Source organism: Micromonospora sediminimaris (assembly GCF_016863575.1).
Classification (GTDB): Bacteria; Actinomycetota; Actinomycetes; order Mycobacteriales; family Micromonosporaceae; genus Micromonospora; species Micromonospora sediminimaris.
The window spans coordinates 228130-248144 of sequence record NZ_BOPD01000002.1 but is presented as its reverse complement, the minus strand read 5'-3'; the positions used below and the strand labels follow the sequence as shown (position 1 = coordinate 248144).

19 protein-coding genes are annotated in these 20015 nt (G+C 72.2%); 4 read left to right on the top strand and 15 right to left on the bottom strand.

The window, feature by feature from the left end; all coding sequences use genetic code 11:
* Nucleotides 1-40 precede the first annotated feature (40 nt).
* On the bottom strand, nt 41-508 hold the full coding sequence (locus Vse01_RS01050) for a MarR family winged helix-turn-helix transcriptional regulator (RefSeq protein WP_093402244.1): 468 nt from the start codon (nt 506-508) through the stop codon (nt 41-43).
* An 83-nt stretch (nt 509-591) separates the two neighbouring features.
* On the opposite strand from Vse01_RS01050, the gene Vse01_RS01045 reads away from it, so the two are divergent.
* The 4 genes from Vse01_RS01045 to Vse01_RS01030 all read left to right on the top strand — a co-directional run bounded on the left by Vse01_RS01045 (nt 592) and on the right by Vse01_RS01030 (nt 4507).
* On the top strand, nt 592-1518 hold the full coding sequence (locus tag Vse01_RS01045; protein ID WP_093402466.1) for an SDR family oxidoreductase: 927 nt from the start codon (nt 592-594) through the stop codon (nt 1516-1518).
* A 23-nt stretch (nt 1519-1541) separates the two neighbouring features.
* Complete coding sequence (locus tag Vse01_RS01040) at nt 1542-2423, top strand: amidohydrolase family protein (protein ID WP_093402243.1); 882 nt, start codon at nt 1542-1544, stop codon at nt 2421-2423.
* A 16-nt stretch (nt 2424-2439) separates the two neighbouring features.
* A complete protein-coding gene (locus Vse01_RS01035) occupies nt 2440-2892 on the top strand; it encodes a MaoC family dehydratase (protein ID WP_093402242.1) in 453 nt (150 codons plus the stop codon).
* Between the two features lie 91 nt (nt 2893-2983).
* The gene (locus tag Vse01_RS01030; RefSeq protein ID WP_093402241.1) at nt 2984-4507 is read left to right on the top strand and encodes an acyl-CoA synthetase; all 1524 of its coding nucleotides are present in this window, start codon (nt 2984-2986) and stop codon (nt 4505-4507) included.
* On the opposite strand, the gene Vse01_RS01025 is transcribed toward Vse01_RS01030, so the two are convergent.
* From Vse01_RS01025 to Vse01_RS00960, 14 genes are all read right to left on the bottom strand, one after another.
* Entirely contained in the window at nt 4504-5391 is an 888-nt protein-coding gene (locus tag Vse01_RS01025; protein ID WP_093402240.1) for a PaaX family transcriptional regulator, read from the bottom strand. The two genes, Vse01_RS01030 and Vse01_RS01025, sit on opposite strands and share 4 nt — an antisense overlap.
* 37 nt (nt 5392-5428) lie before the next feature.
* The gene (locus Vse01_RS01020) at nt 5429-6229 is read right to left on the bottom strand and encodes an ABC transporter ATP-binding protein (protein WP_093402239.1); all 801 of its coding nucleotides are present in this window, start codon (nt 6227-6229) and stop codon (nt 5429-5431) included.
* On the bottom strand, nt 6222-7046 hold the full coding sequence (locus tag Vse01_RS01015; protein WP_093402238.1) for an ABC transporter permease: 825 nt from the start codon (nt 7044-7046) through the stop codon (nt 6222-6224). Before Vse01_RS01015 ends, Vse01_RS01020 begins: the two co-directional genes overlap by 8 nt.
* Nucleotides 7043-7843, bottom strand: a complete 801-nt coding sequence (locus Vse01_RS01010) for an ABC transporter permease (RefSeq protein WP_093402237.1) — start codon at nt 7841-7843, stop codon at nt 7043-7045. The genes Vse01_RS01015 and Vse01_RS01010 overlap by 4 nt, the downstream gene beginning before the upstream one ends.
* Nucleotides 7844-7909: 66 nt before the next feature.
* Nucleotides 7910-8881, bottom strand: coding sequence for an ABC transporter substrate-binding protein (locus Vse01_RS01005; RefSeq protein WP_093402465.1), 972 nt, complete (start codon nt 8879-8881; stop codon nt 7910-7912).
* A 184-nt stretch (nt 8882-9065) separates the two neighbouring features.
* Nucleotides 9066-11855, bottom strand: coding sequence for a helix-turn-helix transcriptional regulator (locus Vse01_RS01000; RefSeq protein ID WP_093402236.1), 2790 nt, complete (start codon nt 11853-11855; stop codon nt 9066-9068).
* 65 nt (nt 11856-11920) lie between these two features.
* Complete coding sequence (locus Vse01_RS00995) at nt 11921-12532, bottom strand: TetR/AcrR family transcriptional regulator (protein WP_093402235.1); 612 nt, start codon at nt 12530-12532, stop codon at nt 11921-11923.
* A 193-nt stretch (nt 12533-12725) separates the two neighbouring features.
* Nucleotides 12726-14006, bottom strand: coding sequence for an ABC transporter substrate-binding protein (locus Vse01_RS00990; protein WP_093402234.1), 1281 nt, complete (start codon nt 14004-14006; stop codon nt 12726-12728).
* A gap of 65 nt (nt 14007-14071) precedes the next feature.
* Nucleotides 14072-15178 carry a branched-chain amino acid ABC transporter permease gene (locus tag Vse01_RS00985; RefSeq protein WP_093402233.1) on the bottom strand — a complete coding sequence of 369 codons (1107 nt, stop codon included), beginning with the start codon at nt 15176-15178 and terminating at the stop codon, nt 14072-14074.
* Nucleotides 15175-16053, bottom strand: coding sequence for a branched-chain amino acid ABC transporter permease (locus Vse01_RS00980; protein WP_093402232.1), 879 nt, complete (start codon nt 16051-16053; stop codon nt 15175-15177). Before Vse01_RS00980 ends, Vse01_RS00985 begins: the two co-directional genes overlap by 4 nt.
* A 15-nt stretch (nt 16054-16068) precedes the next feature.
* Nucleotides 16069-16788, bottom strand: coding sequence for an ABC transporter ATP-binding protein (locus Vse01_RS00975; RefSeq protein WP_093402231.1), 720 nt, complete (start codon nt 16786-16788; stop codon nt 16069-16071).
* Nucleotides 16788-17570 carry an ABC transporter ATP-binding protein gene (locus tag Vse01_RS00970; RefSeq protein WP_093402230.1) on the bottom strand — a complete coding sequence of 261 codons (783 nt, stop codon included), beginning with the start codon at nt 17568-17570 and terminating at the stop codon, nt 16788-16790. The genes Vse01_RS00975 and Vse01_RS00970 overlap by 1 nt, the downstream gene beginning before the upstream one ends.
* A gap of 87 nt (nt 17571-17657) precedes the next feature.
* Nucleotides 17658-18779, bottom strand: coding sequence for an acyl-CoA dehydrogenase family protein (locus Vse01_RS00965; RefSeq protein ID WP_093402229.1), 1122 nt, complete (start codon nt 18777-18779; stop codon nt 17658-17660).
* The gene (locus Vse01_RS00960) at nt 18776-19933 is read right to left on the bottom strand and encodes an acyl-CoA dehydrogenase family protein (protein WP_093402228.1); all 1158 of its coding nucleotides are present in this window, start codon (nt 19931-19933) and stop codon (nt 18776-18778) included. Before Vse01_RS00960 ends, Vse01_RS00965 begins: the two co-directional genes overlap by 4 nt.
* Between the last annotated feature and the right edge of the window lie 82 nt (nt 19934-20015).

Sequence of the window (20015 nt, the reverse complement as noted above, 5' to 3'; positions counted from 1 at the left end):
GTCGGGGAGGCTCGCTCGTCGCGGGCCTCCCCGACCGCGCTCAGTCGGGAAAGGCGAGCAGGCGCAGCAGGCCGGCCAGCCGCTCGTGCTCCTCGGGGGTGACCGGGGCCAGCAGGCCCAGCTCGACGGCACGGGCGGCCTGCTGGGCACGGGCGAACAGATCCCGGCCGGCGTCGGTCGCGACGAGGACGTTGGCCCGCCGGTCGGCGGGGTCGGTGCGGCGCTCCACCAACTGGCGCTGTTCGAGCCCGTCGACAAGCGCGACGACCTGACTCGGGTCGAGGCGGAGGAACTCGGCCAGCTCCCGCTGGGTGGGTCGAACCCCGTCGGCGGCCAGCGCGAGCACGGAGTAGGACCGTGCCTTGAGCCCGTGCTCGGCGAGGGCGGCGTTGGCCGCCGCGAGCGTGAGCGCGTTGGCGCGGGCCAGCAGAAATACCAGGTCACCGCCGAGCACGCTGTCCCGCAGGGCGTCCCGCCCCGGCAGCCGGGTCTTCCCGCTAGCGGACATGGCGACGATGGTAGCGCGTTTCACCAATGATTGACATTTTCAACGGTCCGTGCTCAGATCGGGTGAACACGAAGGAGTTCTCCATGTCCCTGGACGGCAAGGTCGCCATCGTCACCGGATCCGGCCGCGGTCTCGGCCTCGCGTACGCGCAGGAGCTCGCCCGGCAGGGCGCCGCCGTGGTGGTGAACGATGTCGACGCGCAGACCACTGCCGACGCCGTCGCGTCGATCGAGGCGCTCGGTGGCCGGGCCGCCGCGGTGGTCGCTCCGGTAGGCCCGACGGAGACCGCCGAGCGGTTGGTCGCTGCCGCCGTCGAGACCTTCGGTCGACTCGACATCCTGGTCACCAACGCCGGTGTGCTACGCGACACCGTGCTGTGGAAGATGACCGACGAGGACTTCGACACCGTCATCAACGTGCACCTGCGCGGCACCTTCACCACCGTGCGCGCGGCGGTGCAACACATGCGGGCGGCCGGCGAGGGTGGGCGCATCATCTGCATCGGCTCCCCCACCGGTCAGCGGGGCAATTTCGGCCAGACCAACTACGCCGCCGCCAAGGCGGGCATCGTCGGCATGACGCGCACCTGGGCGCTGGAGCTCAAGCGGGCCGGCATCACCGCCAACACCGTGGTCCCGGTGGCCGCGACCGCCATGACCGCCACCGTTCCCTACTTCGCCGCCGCCGTGCAGGCGGCCGAGCAGGGCGAGCCGATGCCGGCGTTCTTCCGGCACGATCTCGGCTTCGGCACGGCGGACGACGTCGCCGGGCTCATCGCGTTCCTCGGCTCCGACGCGGCCGGCGGCGTCACCGGTCAGGTGATCGGGGTGGGCGGCGACCGGCTCCAGGTCTGGACCCACCCGGAGGCGGCGCTTACCGCCCACCGCGAGGGCGGCTGGACGTACGATGCTCTGCTCGAAGCCTGGCCGGCGACGTTCGCCGGGGCGCTGCAGAGCGTCGGCGAGCGGTTCCCGGAACTCCCCGAGGAGTTCAAGACCGCAGGCTCCTGACCCGCCGGACGAAAGTTCCCATCATGTACCAACCCGCCATCGACCTCGACGCCGTCACCGCGATCGACATGCACGTGCACATCGAGGTCGACGAGCACGGCCACAACTCGCTGCCCGACGACCTGGTGGCGGCGGTGTCGAAGTACTTCAAGGCCGACGGGCCGCGCCCGGCGATCGAGGCGGTGGCGCAGTACTACCGGGAACGCCAGATGGCGGCAGTCGTGTTCACGGTGGACGCCCGCACCCAGTTGGCGCACCAGCCGCTGTCGAGCGTGGAGATCGCCCGCGCCGCGACGGAGCACGCCGACGTCCTGATCCCGTTCGGGTCGGTCGACCCGCGCACCGGGGCGGCGGCGCTCGACCTCGCCAGTCGGCTGATCGAGGACGAGGGCGTACGCGGCTTCAAGTTCCATCCCACGGTGCAGGGCTTCGATCCGAGCGACGAGCAGTACGCCCCGCTGTGGGGCCTGCTCGAAAAGGCCGGCGTGCCGGCGCTGTTCCACACCGGGCAGACCGGCATCGGTGCCGGGATGCCGGGCGGCTACGGCTTCCGGCTCGGCCTGTCGAACCCGATGCTGCTCGACCCCGTCGCGGCCGAGTTCCCCGACCTCCAGATCATCATGGCCCACCCGTCGGTGCCCTGGCAGGACGAGGCGCTGTCGGTGGCCACCCACAAGCCGAACACCTGGATCGACCTGTCCGGCTGGAGCCCGAAGTACTTCCCGGCCGAGCTGGTGCGGTACGCCAACTCGCTGCTCAAGCGCCGGGTGCTGTTCGGCACCGACTACCCGCTGCTCACCCCGGACCGCTGGCTGCGGGACGTGCGCGCCACCGACCTCAAGCCCGAGGTGCTTCCCGGCATCCTGAAGGACAACGCCGTCCGGCTGTTGCGCCTGTCCAGCTGACGACGAGAGGACGCTCATGACGACGACGATCACCTACGAACAGCTCGCCGACCTTGCCGGCACCGACCTCGGCTACACCGACTACCGGACGGTCACTCAGGACCAGGTGAACCTCTTCGCCGACGCCACCGACGACCACCAGTGGATCCACGTCGACCCGGAGCGGGCGAAGAACGGCCCCTTCGGCGCACCCATCGCCCACGGCTTCCTCACGCTCTCGCTGGCGGTGCCCTTCTGGACCGAACTGCTCGACGTGAAGGGGGTCACCACGAAGGTCAACTACGGCCTGGACAAGGTGCGCTTCCCGGCCCCGGTAAAGGTCGGCTCGCGGGTACGCATGACCGCGACGGTCGCCGAGGTCGTCGAGGTGGCCGGGGGCTACCAGATCGCCGTCGACCAGACGATCGAGATCGACGGCGGCACCAAGCCCGCAGTGGTGGCCCGCGGCCTGTACCGCTTCTACGCCTGACAGCCAGCGGCACGCCGGCCGGCCAACCGGCCACCGGCACGCCGACCGGCCACGCATCGACGCACCACCCTCCACCACCGGGAGACCGCTGATGCACGAACAAGGAATCGGTGCCTGGCTGGCCAAGCGCCGGCTCAAGTCCCCCGACAAGCTCGCCCTCGTCCACGGCGAGGGCTCCACCGTGACGTACCGCCAGTTCGCCGACGGCACCGACCGGGTCGCCGCCCTGCTGCGGCGGCTCGGCGTCGGCAGGGGCGACGCGGTGGCCTACCTGGGCGAGAACAGTCCGGATTTCCTCCAGGTGATGTTCGGCGCGGCGCGGCTGGGCGCCGTCTTCGTGCCGATCAACACCCGGCTGGCGCCGCCCGAGGTCGCCCACGTGCTCACCGACTGCGGCGCGCGGGTGCTGATCCACGATCCCGAGTTCGGCGAGCGGGTGGCCGCCGCCATCGGCACCGGGCCGTCCCCGCGCGTTGTCGTCACCGGGGAGGGTACGGCCGACCGGCCGGGACTTACCCGGCTGCTGAGCACGACCGTGATGGACGACGCTGCCGTGGCGGTGAGCCTGGACGACCCGGCCGCGATCATCTACACCTCGGGCACGACCGGACGGGCCAAGGGTGCCGTGCTGACCCATGGCAACCTCACCTGGGTCGCGCTCAACTGCGTGGTCGACTACGACGTCGTGTCGACCGACGTCGCGCTGATGATCTCGCCGTTGTTCCACGTCGCGTCCCTCGGCATGGGTGCGCTGCCGGTCATCCTCAAGGGCGCCACGCTGGTGCTGGAGAAGGGCTTCGAGCCGGGACGCGCGCTCGCCCAGATCGAGCGGCACGGCGTCACCATGCTCAGCGGCGTGCCGACCACGTACCAACTGATGGCCGACCACCCGAACTGGGCCACCACCGACCTGTCGACGTTGCGCAAGCTGACCTGCGGTGGCTCGGCCGTACCCACCCGCATCCTCAACGCCTACGAGGAACGCGGCCTGTCGTTCTCGCAGGGCTACGGCATGACCGAGGCGTCGCCGGGCGCGACGTCGCTGCCCCCGGCGATGACCCGCGCCAAGCAGGGCAGCGTGGGCCTGCCGCACTTCTTCACAAGCGTGCGGATCGCCGACGAACACGGCGCACCGATCGCCGACGACGGCATCGGTGAGATCCAGATCTGCGGCCCGAACGTCTTCCCCGGCTATCACCTGCTGCCGGAGGCGACGGCCGAGGCGTTCACCCCGGACGGCTGGTTCCGCTCCGGCGACCTCGGATACCTCGACGCCGACGGCTACCTCTACATCTCGGGCCGCCTCAAGGACATGATCATCTCGGGGGGCGAGAACATCTACCCGGCCGAGATCGAAGTCCTGCTCGGCGAGATCGAGGGGGTGACCGGCGTGGCGGTGATCGGCGTACCGGACGCGCGGTGGGGCGAGGTGCCGTGGGCGATCATGACGGTGCGGGAGGACGCCACCGTCGACACGGCGACGGTGCAGCAGTTCCTCGACGGCCGGGTCGCCCGTTACAAGGTGCCCAAGAACGTGGTCGTCGTCGACGAACTTCCCCGGACCGCGTCCGGGAAGGTGCGCAAGGGCGATCTGCGGAGCCTGTTCGCCGGCTAGTGCGGGGTCCGGCTACGCCGGACCGGATCGCCGACCGACCTCGCCGCAGCACCAGCGACGTTCCTGGCCACCGCACCGGTGCCACCGCTGACGAGGGCGGCGAACTCCTCGGCGGAGGCCGCAGCCAGCCGCTGGTGCATCCGCCGGTAGACCTGCGTCGACCGCTCGGCCGGCCACTGCGCGTCCATGAACTCGCGGGGCAACCTCGGGTCCGCGCGCAGCAACGCGAGCCAGTCGGCCACCAGCATGGTGCGTACGGTCAGCGCGCTCGCCGCCTGGGTCGCGGCGCCCGGATCGCCCCACACCTCGATGAACGCCAGGTGTTCCCGCCGGATCGCCTCGATGTCCCATGCCGCGCGGACACTGTCGGCGATCGGAAATCCGGCGAGTTCCCGGGCGTGGAAGGCGACGACCGTCTTGGGGGGAAGGTCCTGACACAACGGCTCCAGCGACCCGGCGAGGTCGACCTCACCGGGCGCCAGCCAGAGCCCGTCGCGCAGCGGCGCGAACCCCTCCCAGGTCAGGGTGGAACGCAACCGGTGGCGCAGGGTCCGCTGTCCCTCGGGGATCGTGAACGTGACGAGGGTCCAGCCGGTGCCCTGCGGCTCGAACGGGCGCGGGCCACGGACGCGTGCGGTGGCCTCCCGCAGCACCGCCACGCCGTGCTCGGTAAGCGAGAAGAGGATCTCCCGGCCGCTCTTGCTCCGGTCCAGCATGCCGGTCTGCACCAGCCGGTCGAGGGTCGCCCGCGTCGCCGGTGCGGCGACGCCGGCGCCTTCGAGCACCCCGATCAGGACGCTGGCGCGAATCGGGCCAACCGCATCGTCGACGACGTGCTCGCCGAAGAACGCGAGCAGCAGCTGCTTCGGCTGACGACTGCGCACAGCTCTCCCTCTCGAGCGAATCCACCCCGCGGCACGGTCACGGGGCGACGGTCTGCCCGCGCTTCGCACGCTGGATCTGGTCGTAGACATGCGTACGCAGCTCGGTGAAGCGCGGTAGCGCCCGGGTGCTGATCTGGTCGCGCTGCGGCGGCAGGTCGACCGTCAGGTCCTCCTGTACCCAGGTCGGCGACGCGGACAACACCAGCACCCGCTCCCCCAGGTAAACCGACTCGTCGATGTCATGGGTGACGAAGAGAACCGATATCTTGCGATTGGCGTGCAGCTCGCGGACGAGATCCTCCAGGTCCGCGCGGGTCTGGGCGTCGACCGCAGCGAACGGCTCGTCCATGATCAGCACCTCGGGCTGGTACGCGATGGCCCGAGCGATCGCCACCCGCTGCTGCATGCCGCCCGAAAGCTGCCACGGGTGGCTGCGTGCCGCGTGCGCCAGCCCGACCGCCTCGATGGCGTCGCTGACGAGCTTGTCGCGTTCCTGGCGGGACAGCCGCTTGTGCCGCAGCGGCAGCTCGACGTTGCCCCGGACGGTCAACCACGGGTAGAGGCTGCGACCGTACTCCTGGAAGACGACTGCCATCGCCGGGCTCGGGCCGGTCACCGGCTCTCCGTCCATCTCGACCAGGCCGCTGGTGGGCCGGAGCAGGCCGGCGAGACATTTCAACAGGGTCGTCTTGCCGCAGCCCGACGGCCCGACGATGCAGACCAGCTCACCGGAGCGCATGGTGAAGCTGATGTCCCCGATCGCCTCGACATCGCCGTTCGTGGACTCGTAGACCTTGCGCAGGTGCTCCACCCGCAGCAGGGTGCTCCGGTCAGGCACGGTTGACCTCCCTGATTCCGTGGTACCAGCGCAGCACCCGTCGCTCGACGACACCGAAGGTCGCGGCGAGGAGCACGCCGACGAGGCCGAGCAGGAGAATGCCGCTCCACATCTCGGCGATGAGGTAGTTGCGTTGGAAGTAGGCGATCCGATAGCCCAGTCCGGCGGACGAGGCGAACATCTCCGAGATGACCATCAGGATCAGCGCGACCGAGAGCCCCTGCCGGACGCCGGTCATGATCCGCGGGCTGGCGGCCGGGAGCACGAGGAACCGGAGCCGCTCCCACCAGGTGATCTGGAACGAGTCGGCGGTCTCGGACATCACGCTGTCGGTGGCCCGGACACCGTCGATCGTGTTGAGCAGGATGGGCCAGACCGCGCCGGAGACGATCACGACCACCTTCATCGTGTCGGTGATGCCGAGCAGCAGCATCACGACCGGGATCAGCACCGGCGGCGGGATGGCCCGGAAGAACTCCAGCAGCGGTTCGAGCAGTTCCCGTAGCCATTGAAACAGCCCGATGAGTGTGCCGGCGGCGATGCCGATCACGATCGAGGCCGCGATCCCGAGGGCGAGCCGGTAGAGGCTCGGCAGCACGTCGTCGACGAACGCGGGGCCGATCCAGGTCTCCCGGAAGGCTTCGAAGATGGTGAGGGGGCCGGGGAAGAACCGGTTGGTCGACGAGGTCGACGCCACTCCCCAGATCACCAGCAGCAGGAAGGGCAGGCCGAGCGGGTAGAGGAAACCCGCGGCGACCCGGCGCCCGAGGCCGCGCCCACGCGAGCGCTGGGCGATGCGGACGGTGTGCGCGGTCACAGGACCTCCTCACCGCGTACGGACTGGTGCCACGACAACGAGCGCCGCTCGATGAACCGGAAGACGAGATTCACCACGAGCCCGAGCAGACCGGTGACCACCACGAAGGCGTACAGGCCGACCGCGTCACCGGCGGACCGGGACAGCTCGATCATTCGCCCCAGACCGGGATTGCCGATCACCATCTCGGCGGTGATGGCGAGGATGAGGGCGACCGCCGCGGCCAGCCTGACGCCCGTCATGAGGTACGGCAGGGCGGTCGGCAGCACCAGGTACGACAGCCGCTCGCGGCGGGTGAGTCCGAAGCTGCGGGCGGTGTCCCGGGCGACCGCGTCGACGTCGGCGACGCCGTAGATCACTTGGACGAAGACCTGCCAGAACGACGCGTAGATGATGATGAGCAGGGCGGCCTGCATCTGGATGCCGAACAACAGCACGGCGAGCGGGATGAGCGCCACCGACGGGATGGGCCGCAGGAACTCCACCACCGTGTGGGTGGCGCGGCGCAGGAAGGGCACCAGGCCGACGATCGTACCGAGGACGACGGCGGCGGCGGTGGCCACGGCCAGCCCGATCGCCCAGGAGGTCATGGTGTACCCGAGCCGACGCCAGAAGGCGAGGTCACGGAACTCCTCGGCGAGCCGGGCGAACACGTCCGTGACGTACGGCAGGTACTGCGAGTTGATCAGGCCCAGGGTCGGGACGAGTTGCCAGACGACGAGGAACCCGGTCAGCCCGACAACGCCCAGCATCACCTTGCGCAGCGAACGGGGACGTCGGAGGGACAAGACGTGCATGTTGCTCCCGTGGTCGGCGGCGACGCCCTTCCCGGCCGGTCACCGGGAAGGGCGGGACCGCGCCGGCTACTGCTGTTGGATGAGGCGATCGAAGTTCGGCTGCTGATCGAGCACCTTGTACTTGCCGGCGAGCGTGGCCAGCGACTCCAGGCTCGCCCGGTCCAGCTCCCAACCGAACTCCGGCAGCTTCACCGAGTCCGCGACCGCCTCCGGAAGCTCCAGGTTGTCCTTGATCGCCTGGCGGACGGCCGCCTCGTTGGCGGAGTCCTGCGCCCAGGCGAGGGTCTCCTTCATCGCCGCGGTGAAGTCGGCGACCAGCTCGGCCTCGGAGTCCAGCTGCTCCTTCGTCGTGATGGCGGTGAGCGTCGCGAGCCCGGGGGCGACCGCCTGGTACGGCGCGACGACGAAGGTGTCGCCACGGTTGCGCAGCTGGGTGACGAAGGGTTCCGGCACCCAGGCGGCGTCGATGTTGTCGGCCTCGAGCTGCGCCGGGACGTCGGGGAAGGCGACCTCGACGAACTTGATGGTCGAGGGGTCACCGCCGTCCTTCTCCACCGCGGCCATGATCGTCACGTCGCCGGCCGCGCCCAGGCTGTTGACCGCCACCCGCTTGCCCGCGAGCTCCGCCGGCCTGGTGATGCCCGACTTGGCCGAGGCCACCACGGCGTTGATGTCGTCGCCCTCGGCGTAGGACGACGCGTAGTTGCCGATGATCACGACACCGAGATCCTGCAGGTCGGCCCGGAACGGACCGAACGGCTGACCGATGGCGAAGTCGATGTCGCCGTTGATGAGCGCGGGGATGGCCTGTGCGCCGCCCTGCGCGGGCAGCACCTCGATCGACAGCCCGTGCTTTTCGAAGATGCCGGCCTTCATGCCACCCCACAACGCGGCGGTCTCGGTGATCGGCAGGGCCGCGACACGAACTTGGCGAAGTTCGCCGCTATTCTCTCCCGAGGGGGTGGCATCGGAGTCCGTACATCCAGCGAGCGCGATCGCGACGCTGGCGATCAGCCCGACCGTGAATAGCTTCTTCATCGACAAGGCCCTTCCTGGGGCGGGAGTGGTGGGCGCGTCAACACCGACAGGTGCCTTGGGACCTGCGGCGGGCTGGATGTGAGTGAGATCACCCGGCCGTGTTGGCCATCGTGGGCCACCGACCCTCAAATGTCAAGAAATTCTGACGCCCGTCATGGATCAGTTGAATATCGGTTTGGCCACGTCAGCCCAACGCGCGGACCAGCTCGGTGCGGGAGCGGATGCCGAGCCGGTGGTAGATGTTGCGCAGGTGATGGTCGACGGTCCGGGTGGACAGGAACATCTGCCTGGCCACCTCCTGGTTGGTGGCACCGGAGGCGACCAGGTGGGCGACGCGCAGCTGCTGACCGGTGAGCAGCCGCACGGCGTCCGGGTCCGGCGTACCGACGGACTCCCCCGCCGCGCGCAGCTCCACGGTGGACTGCCGTGCCCACGCCTCGGCGCCGAGCAGGATGAAGGTCTGCCGGGCCCGGTGCAGGTGACCGCGAGCCTCGCGGGGGCGGCGGGCGTGGCGCAGTTCGCGACCGAAGAGCAACTCGGTGCGCGCCCGTTCGAAGGTGGCGGCGTCGCACGGGTGCAGGGACAGCGCGGCCCGGAAGTACCGCTCGGCCTCGGCGCTACCGCGCGGGGCCAGCAGCGCGTGGCAGCGGGCCGACAACGCCCGGCGCAGCGGGCTGGCGGTGCTGCCGGCCCAGCGGTCGAAGACGGCGAGCGCGGCCCGGGCCCGGGCGTGCCGACCATCGTGCGCGGCGGCCTCCACGAGGTGGGGCGTCGCCATCACCTGGACGAGGACCTGGCCGCGTCCGGTACCGGGCCGGGCCAACGCGGCCAGGCGGTCTGCCGCGTCGGCGTACCTGGCGTCGACCAGGTCCAGCAACGCGAGGGCCCACTCGGCGAGGGCATGCGGGCGGCTACCCGGTACGGCGACGTCGCCCAGCTCGGCGACGTGGCCGAGACTGGCGTCGTGGTCGGACCGCACGGCCGCGAGCACGGCGAGCAGGCCGAGATGCACGCCGGCGCTGCTGCGCTGGCCGGCGGCCCGCGCCACCCGCAGCCCTTCCCGGCAGCTCTGCGTCGCGGCCTCGTGGCGACCCAGCCAGTACTCGCTCATCGCGCGTAGTTCGAGCGCCCGGGGCAACAGGGACACCTCGCCCCGGTCGGCCGCCAACTCGACGGCGCGGTCGGCGAGCCGGTACGCCGCCGCGTCCACCGCGACCAGCAGACCGGCCACGGCCGCGCCGGTCAACGCGGTCGGGGTCGCTGCCGCACTTGTCAACCGGTCGCCGAACACCACCGCCCGACGCAGCAGCGGGCCGCCGTGGGCGTGGTCACCGCGCAGCGTGGCGGCCACCCCGGCGACCAGGGTGGTCAGCAGGTCCGCCCACGGTGGATCCCCGTCGCGACGGAGTGCCGCCATCCGGCGGGCCACCTCGGCGTAGCGGTACTGGTCGCCGCAGAAGCAGACCGCCTCACCGGCGCGGACCAGCGCGACCAGTGCCGACTCACGGTCCATCTCGGCCAGTGCGCCGGCGGCGGCCAGCAGGTTCGGCAACGCGGCCGGCGCCGAGCCGCAGCGCAGTCGCATCTCGCCCCGCAGCAGCTCGGCGAGACCGCCGGTGGGAGAAGTGACCGGCACGTCCGCGACGCGATGCAGCAACGCGCGGGCGCGACCGGGATCCCCCGCCTGCCAGGCGTAGCGGGCGGCGGTGACCTGCCGGCTGGCGGCGAGCACCGGATCGTCGCTGAGTTCGGCGGCCCGGGCCAGCGCGGTCGCCGCGGTGGAGCGGTCCGCACGGTCGTCCACCGCGTCCGCCAGTTCCGTGGCCAACGCCGGTGCCGGTCCGTCGGTCGCCGCCGCCAGGTGCAGGGCCCGACGCAACCGGGCCCCGGTGCCGTCGAGCGCGGCGGCGAGCAGTAGATGGGCGTCGCGGCGCGCGGTCACGGAGGCGGTGGCCTCGACCATGGCCCGGGCCAGCGAGCGGGGAAAGGCGACACCGCCCGGTGCGGTGAATCGGATCAGGCCGGCGGCCTCGGCCGGTGCGAGCGCCGCGAGACTGTCGCCGGCCGCTCGCAGCGCCCGGCTCAGCGTCACCGGATCCGCGACGTCCGTATGGTCGGCCAGGTCGGGAGCGGCCGGGGCGGTCGCGGCGAGCGCGGCCAGCAGCAGCGCGCGCCGCGTCTCCCCGGGCAGACGGGAGAGCAGGCCACGGTAGGCCCGGCCCAGGCCGCCGTCGGCCGGCGGGGTCGTGGGCAGCGGTTCCACGCCGCGCCACTGGCCGTGCGTCAGCGAGTCCGCGAGGTCGACCAGGGCCCGCGGGTTGCCGGCGGCGAGGGCGCTCAGCCCGGCCAGCACCGGGCCGGGTGGTGGCGGCCCCGGGCGGCGCGCGGCCAGCAGGGCGTGGCTGTCCGGCTCGTCGAGCGGCAGCAGCCGACGGCCGGGTATCGCGTCCGCTCCGCGGTCGCTGCCGGCGGTGAGCAGCAGGACGACGGGCAGCTGCGGCAGTCGTCGGGCCACCAGGGTCAGCAACCGCGCCGTCGGGGCGTCGCCGACGTCGAGGTCGTCCATGGTGCACAGCAGCGGGCCGTCGTGGGCGGCCTCGGCGAGCAGCCCGAGCACGGCGTGGGAGAGCACCAACTGGTCCTGGTCGCGACAGCCCTCACCGGCCACCGCCCGACGCAGCACCTCCCGTTGCCGCTCGGGCAACGCGCCGATGCCGTCGAGCACCGGATCGAGCAGCCGCTGCAATCCGGCGTAGGGCAGCATCGCCTCGTCGGGCAGGCCAGCGGCGGCGAGCAGCCGACGCCCCCGGCCGTGCCGGTGGGCGTACGCGAGCAGGGTGCTACGCCCGGACCCGGGTTCGCCGTGCAGCAGCAGCGCCTTCCCGGCCGGTGCGGCGAGCAGGCTCCGGATCTCCCGGCACTCCGCCTGCCGGCCCCGTAGCACAGCTATTTGCACCGTCGATGCAGTAACCATGCATCGAGTCTCGCCTACGCGTCGGCGCTTGAGAAGAGGGAATTGTCGGGTGGCGGCGACCCGGGTCAGCGGTCGGCCGGCTCGGCGAGCAGCGCGCCGACGGTGCGGGCCATCACCGCGCGGGCGGCGTCCACGCCCAACCCGAGGCCGTCGCGCAGGGTCGACCACGCCGGCCAGGTGCTCGCCGCCACCACGGCGTTGACCACCTGCTCCCGGGCCGGCCCGGTACGGTCCAGCTCGTCGGCGAACAACTGCTCGACCTCGTCGCGTACCCGGGCGATGTGTTTGAGGCGGTTGCGGCGCAGCTGCGCGGAGACCGGTTCGCGCATCTGTGCCGCCCGAGCCGACGGCGCGATCAGTTGCAGCAGTTTCGCCCGCTGCCGGCAGAACGCGTCGACCCGCTTGGCCAGCGGCAAGCTGGGCGAGATCGGCCGCCACGCGGCGTCCTGCTGACGAAGCAGCTCCGCCCCGCTGGCCTCGAACAGGGTCTCCATGTCCTTGAAGTTGGTCCAGAGCGTACGCAGGGAGATGCCGGCCCGCTCGGCGATGCGCTCACCGGTCGGGCGCAGGTCTCCCTCGGAGATGAGCGCGAGATGCGCCTCGACGATCGCCGCCCGGGTGCGCTCGGCCCGGGCGGTGCGCCCGTCGACCCGACCGGCTGCCTCGGCACTGACCATCCCCGCCGTCCCCCTCACCCTGGCGTCGCCTTCGTGCGAGCCGAGTCTAGGCGCTTGCCGAGACCTGCCCGGAGGAGCCGGACCGATCGCACCCGGAGCCGCTGCGGATCTCGGCAAGCCGGCACGGGCCGGCTCGGCTCGCCGGTGTGCACCGACCGGGATCGGGCCGGGCGGTGCACACCGGGCGAGCGGATCAGGCGCTCGGCACGCCGTTGGCCGGTGGCGGCACCGGCGGTGTGGTGTACTCGTTGACCGGCCCGTCGGACTCGTCGGTCTCGTACGTCGGGCCGAAGTAGCGCTGCTCTCCCCCTTCGACCCGGCTCAGCCGGCCGCCGCCGTAACCGGAGTGGTCGGTGGCGGAGAACCGCAACGGCGCCACCCCGGGCCCCTGGTAGCCACCCTTGCGGACGGCTTCGACAAGCGACTCCCGGGTGAGGTCCTTGCCGGCCGCCTGGAGCACCTGCACGAACAGGTAGCCCACCGCCATCCCGTAGACGGTGTTGCCGTCGAACTCCGCGCCGCCGTTGTGCTCCGTGTTGACCTTGGTGAACAACTGGATCCACGGATCGTCGGCGTCGTTCTGCATCGGCAGGTAGTTCAGACCGACCATGCCCTCCAGCAGCCCGGCGGCGTCGCCGAGCTGCCGAGCCAGCGTCGGGTGGTCGGCGCCCACGTTCGACACCACCCACTGCGGGCGGAAGTCCAGCCGGGCGGCGGTGCCGACGGACAGGGCGGTGAAGCCCGGCACGGTGGCCAGGATGACCACCTCGCAACCGGCGGCCTTGAACGCACCGATCTGCGGCGCGACGTTTGTATTGCTTGTGACGTAGGTCTGGCGGTCGGTCACGCCGTCGGCGCCGAGCACCTTCTCCACGCCGGCCAGCGCGTCCCGGCCGAAGTCGTCGTCCTGCCCGAGGAAGCAGACCTTGCGACCGGGCAGGGTGGTCTTCACGTGGTTCGCCAGGATCTTGCCCTCGACCGTGTAGTCGGGGTTGAAGCCGAAGGTGTTCGGATAGCGGTCGGGCTGGTCCCAGCTGCGGCTGCCGGAGGCGACGAAGAGGTCCGGTACCCGGTTGGTGTGCAGGAAGTCCAGCACGCCGGTGTGGGTCGGCGTGCCGAGGCCGTTGAGGATGGCGAAGACCTTGTCCTGGAGGACGAGCTGCCGGACGACCTGCTGGGTGGTGGCGGGGTTGTACCCGTCATCCATGATCTTGTACGTGATCTTGCGGCCGTGCACGCCGCCGTTGGCGTTGACGTAGTCGAAGTACGCCTTCGTCGCCGGGGCGATCTTCGAGTAGCCGGCGGATGCCGGACCGGTCAGCGGCATGTGGGTGCCGACGACGATCTCCGAGTCGGTGACGCCGGGCACCGGCGCTCCCGCGCCGGGACCGTCGTCCGAGCCGCACGCGGCGGAGGTGAGCAACAGGGTGAGAGTGGTGGCGATCACGAGACCGCGCCGTGCCGTGCTTCGCATGGGACACCGACCTTTCATCGGTCCGGTAGTGCGAAATGGATGGTTGGGGTGAGTAGGTGCGACGGTTACGACCGCCCGACCGGCCAGCGGGCGCGCATCGCCCTGGCCAGCCGGGACAACAACCCCTGCACACCGCCTGGCGCGACGATCATGACCGCGATCAGCGTGCTGCCGAAGATCGCCAGCGGCAGGTTGCCCTCCAGTCGCTGCGCCGCGGCCGGCGAGAGGGTGAACAGGTTGGTCAGGGAATGCGTCAGATCGGGCAGCGCGACCAGCAGGATGGCGCCCCAGGCCGCCCCGGCGATCCGACCGAGACCGCCGATGACCACGGCCATCAGCAGGAACAGCGACAACGTCAGGCCGAACGCGCCGGGCGACACGCTCTGCGCGAGCACCGCCAGCAGGGCCCCGCCGAGGCCGGCGCTGGCCGCGCTGACCACGAACGCGACCACCTGGGTACGCGCCACGTGGATACCGGCCAGCCGGGCGGCGACCTCGTCGTCGCGTACCGCCCGGAACGAGCGGCCGTAGCGGCTGCGGACCAGGTTCGCCAGCAGCACCAGGCAGATCAGGGACGCCGCGGCGGCCACCCAGAGCTGCCACCGCTCGTGCGGGAAGTAGCTGCCCAGCGCGGCCGGGGCCGGGGCCACCGGCACCGCCAGGCCCTGTTCGCCGTTGAAGACCCCGTCGAAGGTGACGGTCAACGCCGGCACCACCACCGCCACGGCCAGGGTCAGCCCGGCCAGGTACGGCCCGCGCAGCCGGGCGGCGGCGACCCCGACGACCGCGCCGACGACGACGGTGGCCAGCACCGCCACCACCAGCGACACGGCCAGCCACCCGCCGGCGGTGAGGCCCCGCTCGGCGAAGGCGTTCTGCGCCAGCGCGAGGCTGTACGCGCCGGTCGCCATCAGCGCGCCGTGTCCCAGCGAGAGCTGCCCGCAGAGCCCGGTCAGGACGGTCAGTCCGGCGGTGGCGCAGAGGTAGGCGGCCACGGTGGCCAGTTGGTAGTTGCGGAACGAGTCGAGCTGGTAGCTGACCGTCAGTACCAGCAGGGCGACGCCGGTCGCGACGGCGAGGTGGCGCACCAGGGTCGGCAGTGACCGGCCGGGGCGAACGGGATCGACGGCGGCGTGCCGGGTGGGCGGTGTCGCCGCCCGGGTGGCGCTCACACCCGCCTCGCGGCGACCGGGGCGAACAGCCCGCCGGGGCGTAACAGCAGCACCGTCAGCAGCAGCGCGAGCACCGCGAGCGGGATGAGATCGCCGCCGGCGTACCCGCTGACGTAGGACAGCAGCAGGCCGACACCGAGACCGCCGACGACCGCGCCGGGCGGGCTGTCCAGCCCGCCGAGCACCGCGGCGGTGAACGCGGAGACGAAGACCAGGTCCATCGCGTGCGGATGCAGCCCCAGTTCGGTGGGGATGACCAGCATCCCGGCCAGGGCGCCGACGCCCGAGGCCAGCGCCCAGCCGAGGGTGAGCATGCCGCCCACGTTCACCCCGAGCAGCCGGGACACCTCGGGTGCGAACGCCGCGGCGCGCATCCGCAGCCCGATCGCCGTCCGGGTGAAGACCCAGACCAGGGCCGCGCCGACCACCCCGACGGTGGCGAAGACGAACAGGTCGTACGGGGACAGCACGGCCGTGCCGCCGACCGTCAGCGCGGTCCGGCTGAACGGTGTCCGGGCCGGCAGGTACTCGTTGCCGTACACCATGCCGAGGATCGCCTGGATCAGCAGGACCAGCCCGAGCGCCACGATCACCGGATTGAGCGGTGACCGGTGGTCCACCAGCCGCATCACCGCGACGTCCACGACCGCGCCGAGCAGCAGCCCGGCCAGCAGCGCCGCGCCGAAGCCGAGCCAGTACGAGCCGGTCACGGCGGTGACGCTGTACGCGACGTACGCGGCGGCCACCGCCATCGCGCCCTGGGCGAAGTTGACGATCCGCCCGGCCCGCCAGATGAGCACCAGGGCGAGTGCGAACGCGGCGTAGACCGCGCCCCTCGACAGGCCGTCGAGGGTGAGGAAGAGGAAGCGGTCCACGGTCCTCCTTGCGCTTCAGAATCCGAGGTAGGCGTGGCGCAGGTCGGCGTCGTCGCGTAGCCGGGCGGCCGGGGCGGCCAGCGCGACCCGGCCGAGCGACATCACGATGCCCTGGTCGGCGACGGCCAGGGCGCTGCGCACGTTCTGCTCGACCAGCAGCACGGTCAGCCCGGTGTCGTCGCGCAGCTGGCGCAGCAACGCCATGGTCTGGGCCACCACCCGCGGCGCCAGGCCGAGCGACGGTTCGTCCAGCAGCAGCAGGCGGGGCCGGCCGACCAGCGCCCGACCGAGGGCCAGCATCTGCCGTTCGCCACCGGAGAGCTGGTGGCCGAGGTGTCGCCGCCGCGAGGCCAGCGGCTCGAACAGCTGATAGACCTCGTCGAGGGCGCGCGCGGCGTCGCTGCGGTCCCGCCGCCACAACGCGCCGAGCCGGAGGTTCTCCTCCACGGTGAGTTCGCCGATCACGCCGCGCCCCTCCGGCACGTGTGCGACGCCGCGCCGGACGAGTTGCTCGACCGGGGTGCCGCGCAGGTCGCGGCCGTCGAGGAGGATCCGACCGGCGGTCGGGCGCAGCATGCCCGACAGGGTGCGCAACAGGGTGGTCTTGCCGGCGCCGTTGGCGCCGATGACGGCGGCGATGGTGCCGGGGGGCACCCGCAGGTCGACGTCGTGCAGCACCGGCACCGGCCCGTAACCGGCGGCCAGGGCCTCGGCGGTGAGCAGGTCGCCGGCCACTACGCGGCCTCGTCGAGAGCCGCGCCGAGGTAGGCGTCCACCACGGCCGGATCCTCGCGGACCGCCTCGGGCGGCCCGGTGGCGACGACCCGCCCGAAGTCGAGCACCACGATCCGGTCACAGACCGCCATGACCAGGTCCATGTGGTGTTCCACGAGCAGTACCGCGCAGGGGTCGGAGGCCCGGTGCGGCAGCCCCCGGATCAGCTCCGCGAGGCTGTCCACGTCGTCCGCGCCGAGGCCGCCGGCCGGCTCGTCGAGCAGCAGCAGCCGGGGGCGCGCGGCCAGCGCGCGGGCGAGCGCGACCCGCTGGCGTACCGCGAACGGAAGGGTGTCCGGCGCGGCGTCGGCGTACTCCGTGATGCCCAGGTCGGCCAGGACGGCGCGGGCGTGCTCGCGCAGCCGGCGCTCGTCGCGGTCGCTGCGAGGCAGCCCCAGCAGGGCCGGTATCAGCCCGGTGCGGGCGGTGTGGGTGGCCCCGGCCATCACGTTCTCCAGCACGGTGAGCCCGGCGAACAGGCCGGTGCCCTGCAACGTCCGGGCGATGCCCAGCCGGGTCAGCCGGTGCGGCCGTGGTCGAAAGGGCCGGCCGTCGAGGGTGAGCGTGCCGGTGTGCGCGGTGGCGAAGCCGCAGACGACGTTGAACAGCGTGGTCTTGCCGGCCCCGTTCGGACCGATCACCCCGACCACCTCGCCCGGCCCGACCGTCAACGAGACGTCGTCGAGGGCGATGAGGCCGCCGAAGCGGACGCCGACCTGGTGCAGTGCGAGACCGTCCGCCATCAGCCCGCTCCTCGCCTCGCCGCCACATTATTACACTCGGAGTGTACGTTTCTCGCGTGTTTCGTCAACACCCTCGATGCCTGGTTGTTACCTGTCGGTACAGCGACTCGTGACGCCGTCGGCGGTGCCCGGCCCGGGCAGGTCGACCAGCCGGGCCAGGGCGGCCCGGTGCCGGTCGGCGGTGCCGAAGGCGATCGCGGCGCTCTTGGCCCGCTTGAGATAGAGATGGGCCGGGTGCTCCCAGGTGAAGCCCAGGCCACCGTGCAACTGGACGCAGACCTCCGCCGCCCGGACCGCCACCGGGCCGCAGTACGCCTGCGCCAACGCGGCGGCCAGCGACGCCTCGGAACCGGCGGCGTTGGCGGCCGCGTACCGGGCCACCGCCCGAGCCTCGGTCAGCTCCACCCAGAGGTCGGCCAGCCGGTGCTTGACCGCCTGGAACGAGCCGACCGGTCGGCCGAACTGTCGACGCTGCCGCACGTAGTCCACCGTCGTGTCCAGACACCACTGCGCCACCCCGACCTGTTCGGAGGCGAGCAGCGCCGCACCCGCGGTGAGCGCCGCCCGCACCGCCGTCGCGGCCACCTCGCCCGCCGCGACCCGGCGGGCGGGCGCGGCGGTGAACTCGATGTCGACGAGCGGCCGGGTGGCGTCCAGCGACACCACGGGAGTCGTCCGCACCGCCGGATCGGCGGCGTCCACCGCGTACAGTCCGTCGCCGGTCGGGACCAGCAGCAGGCCACGCGGCGCGGTGTCGGCGACGCCGGCCACCCGGCCGGACAGCGTCGGCCCGGGGCCGGCGGTGACCGCGCCGGGAGCCGCGTCGGGCGCGGTGGCGAGACCGACGGCCAGCGCCACGTCGCGTTCGGCGGCCGCGACCTGACGCAGCAGCGTGGACTCGCCGCAGGCGAGCAGCGCCCGGGTGGCCACGACGGTGCCCAGGAAAGGGACCGGCGCGACCGCTCGGCCCAGTTCCTCCAGCACCACCGCCACCTCGCGGAACCCGGCCCCGGCGCCGCCGTGCTCGGCCGGCACCACCAGGCCGGTCACCCCGGTCTGGTCGACCAGCCGACGCCACAGCTCCGCGTCGTACGGCGCATCGGCGTCGACGGCGGCGAGGATGCGCTGCCACGGCGCGTGCGTGGTCAGCAGGGCGCGTACGCTGCCGCGCAGCGCCTCCTCGTCGGAGTCGTAGAGCAGATCGGTCATCGGTCCACCCGGGGCTCGGCGGGCAGCCCGAGCACCCGCTCGGCGATGATGGTGCGCAGGATCTCCGACGTGCCACCCTCGATGGAGTTACCCCGGGCGCGTAGATATCGATAGGTGGCGGTGCGGCCGAGCAGGTCCGGGGCCACCGGCCGACGCATCGTCCAGTCGTCGTGCCGCAGCCCCTCGGCGCCGCGCAACTCGACCTCCAGCCCGCTGATCCGCTGGCTCAGCTCGGCGAAGGAGAGCTTCACCGCCGATCCCTCGGGGCCGGGTTGGCCGGCGGCGACCAGTTGGCGCAGACGCAGCGCGGCCAGCCGGGCGGCCTCGGCGCGTACCCACGCGTGCAGGACCTCCTCGTGCAGGCCACCGGTGCGCAGGTCCGGTCGCTCCCGCCACAGCCGGGCCAGCACCCCGACCATCCCGCCCTCCCGGGGCAGCGGCCGGCCGCCGATGGCGACCCGTTCGTTCATCAGGGTGGTGCGGGCGATCCGCCAACCGTGTCCGACCTCGCCGATGCGGTGGGTGTCGGGTATCCGGACACCGGTCAGGAACACCTCGTTGAACTCTGCCTCACCGGTGGCCTGCCGTAGTGGCCGCACCTGCACCCCCGGCGCCGCCATGTCACAGACGAAGTAGGTGAGGCCGTGATGCTTCGGTGCGGCCGGGTCGGTGCGGGCCAGCAGGATCGCCCAGCGCGCCTCGTGGGCCAGCGACGTCCACACCTTCTGGCCGTCGACCACCCAGCCGTCCCCGTCGGGCACCGCCCGGGTACGCAGGCTCGCCAGGTCGGAGCCGGCATCGGGCTCGCTGAACAGCTGGCACCACACCTCCTCGCCGGTCCACAACGGTCGCAGCCAGCGCCGGCACTGGGCCTCGCTTGCGTGCCGCAGCAGGGTGGGCGCGGCCATGCCGAGCCCGATGCTGTTGCGCCGGGGCTGGTTGTCCGGCGCACCGGCCTCGGCGAAGGCGTCGTCCACCACCGCTTGGAGATGCGGCGGTGCGCCCAGGCCTCCGCGACCGGGCGGGTGATGCACCCAGGCCAGTCCGGCGTCGAAGCGAGCGCGCAGGAAGCCGGTGCGGTCACCGCTCGGATCGTGCGTCCGCAGGAACGCGGCGACCAGCCCGCGCAACCCGTCGGCCGTGTGGTCGGACACTCGCCACCTCCAATATTTTTGCACTGCTGATGCAATATAAGGCCGCCGGTCCACGGGACGGAAGACCGGCGGCCGGACGGCC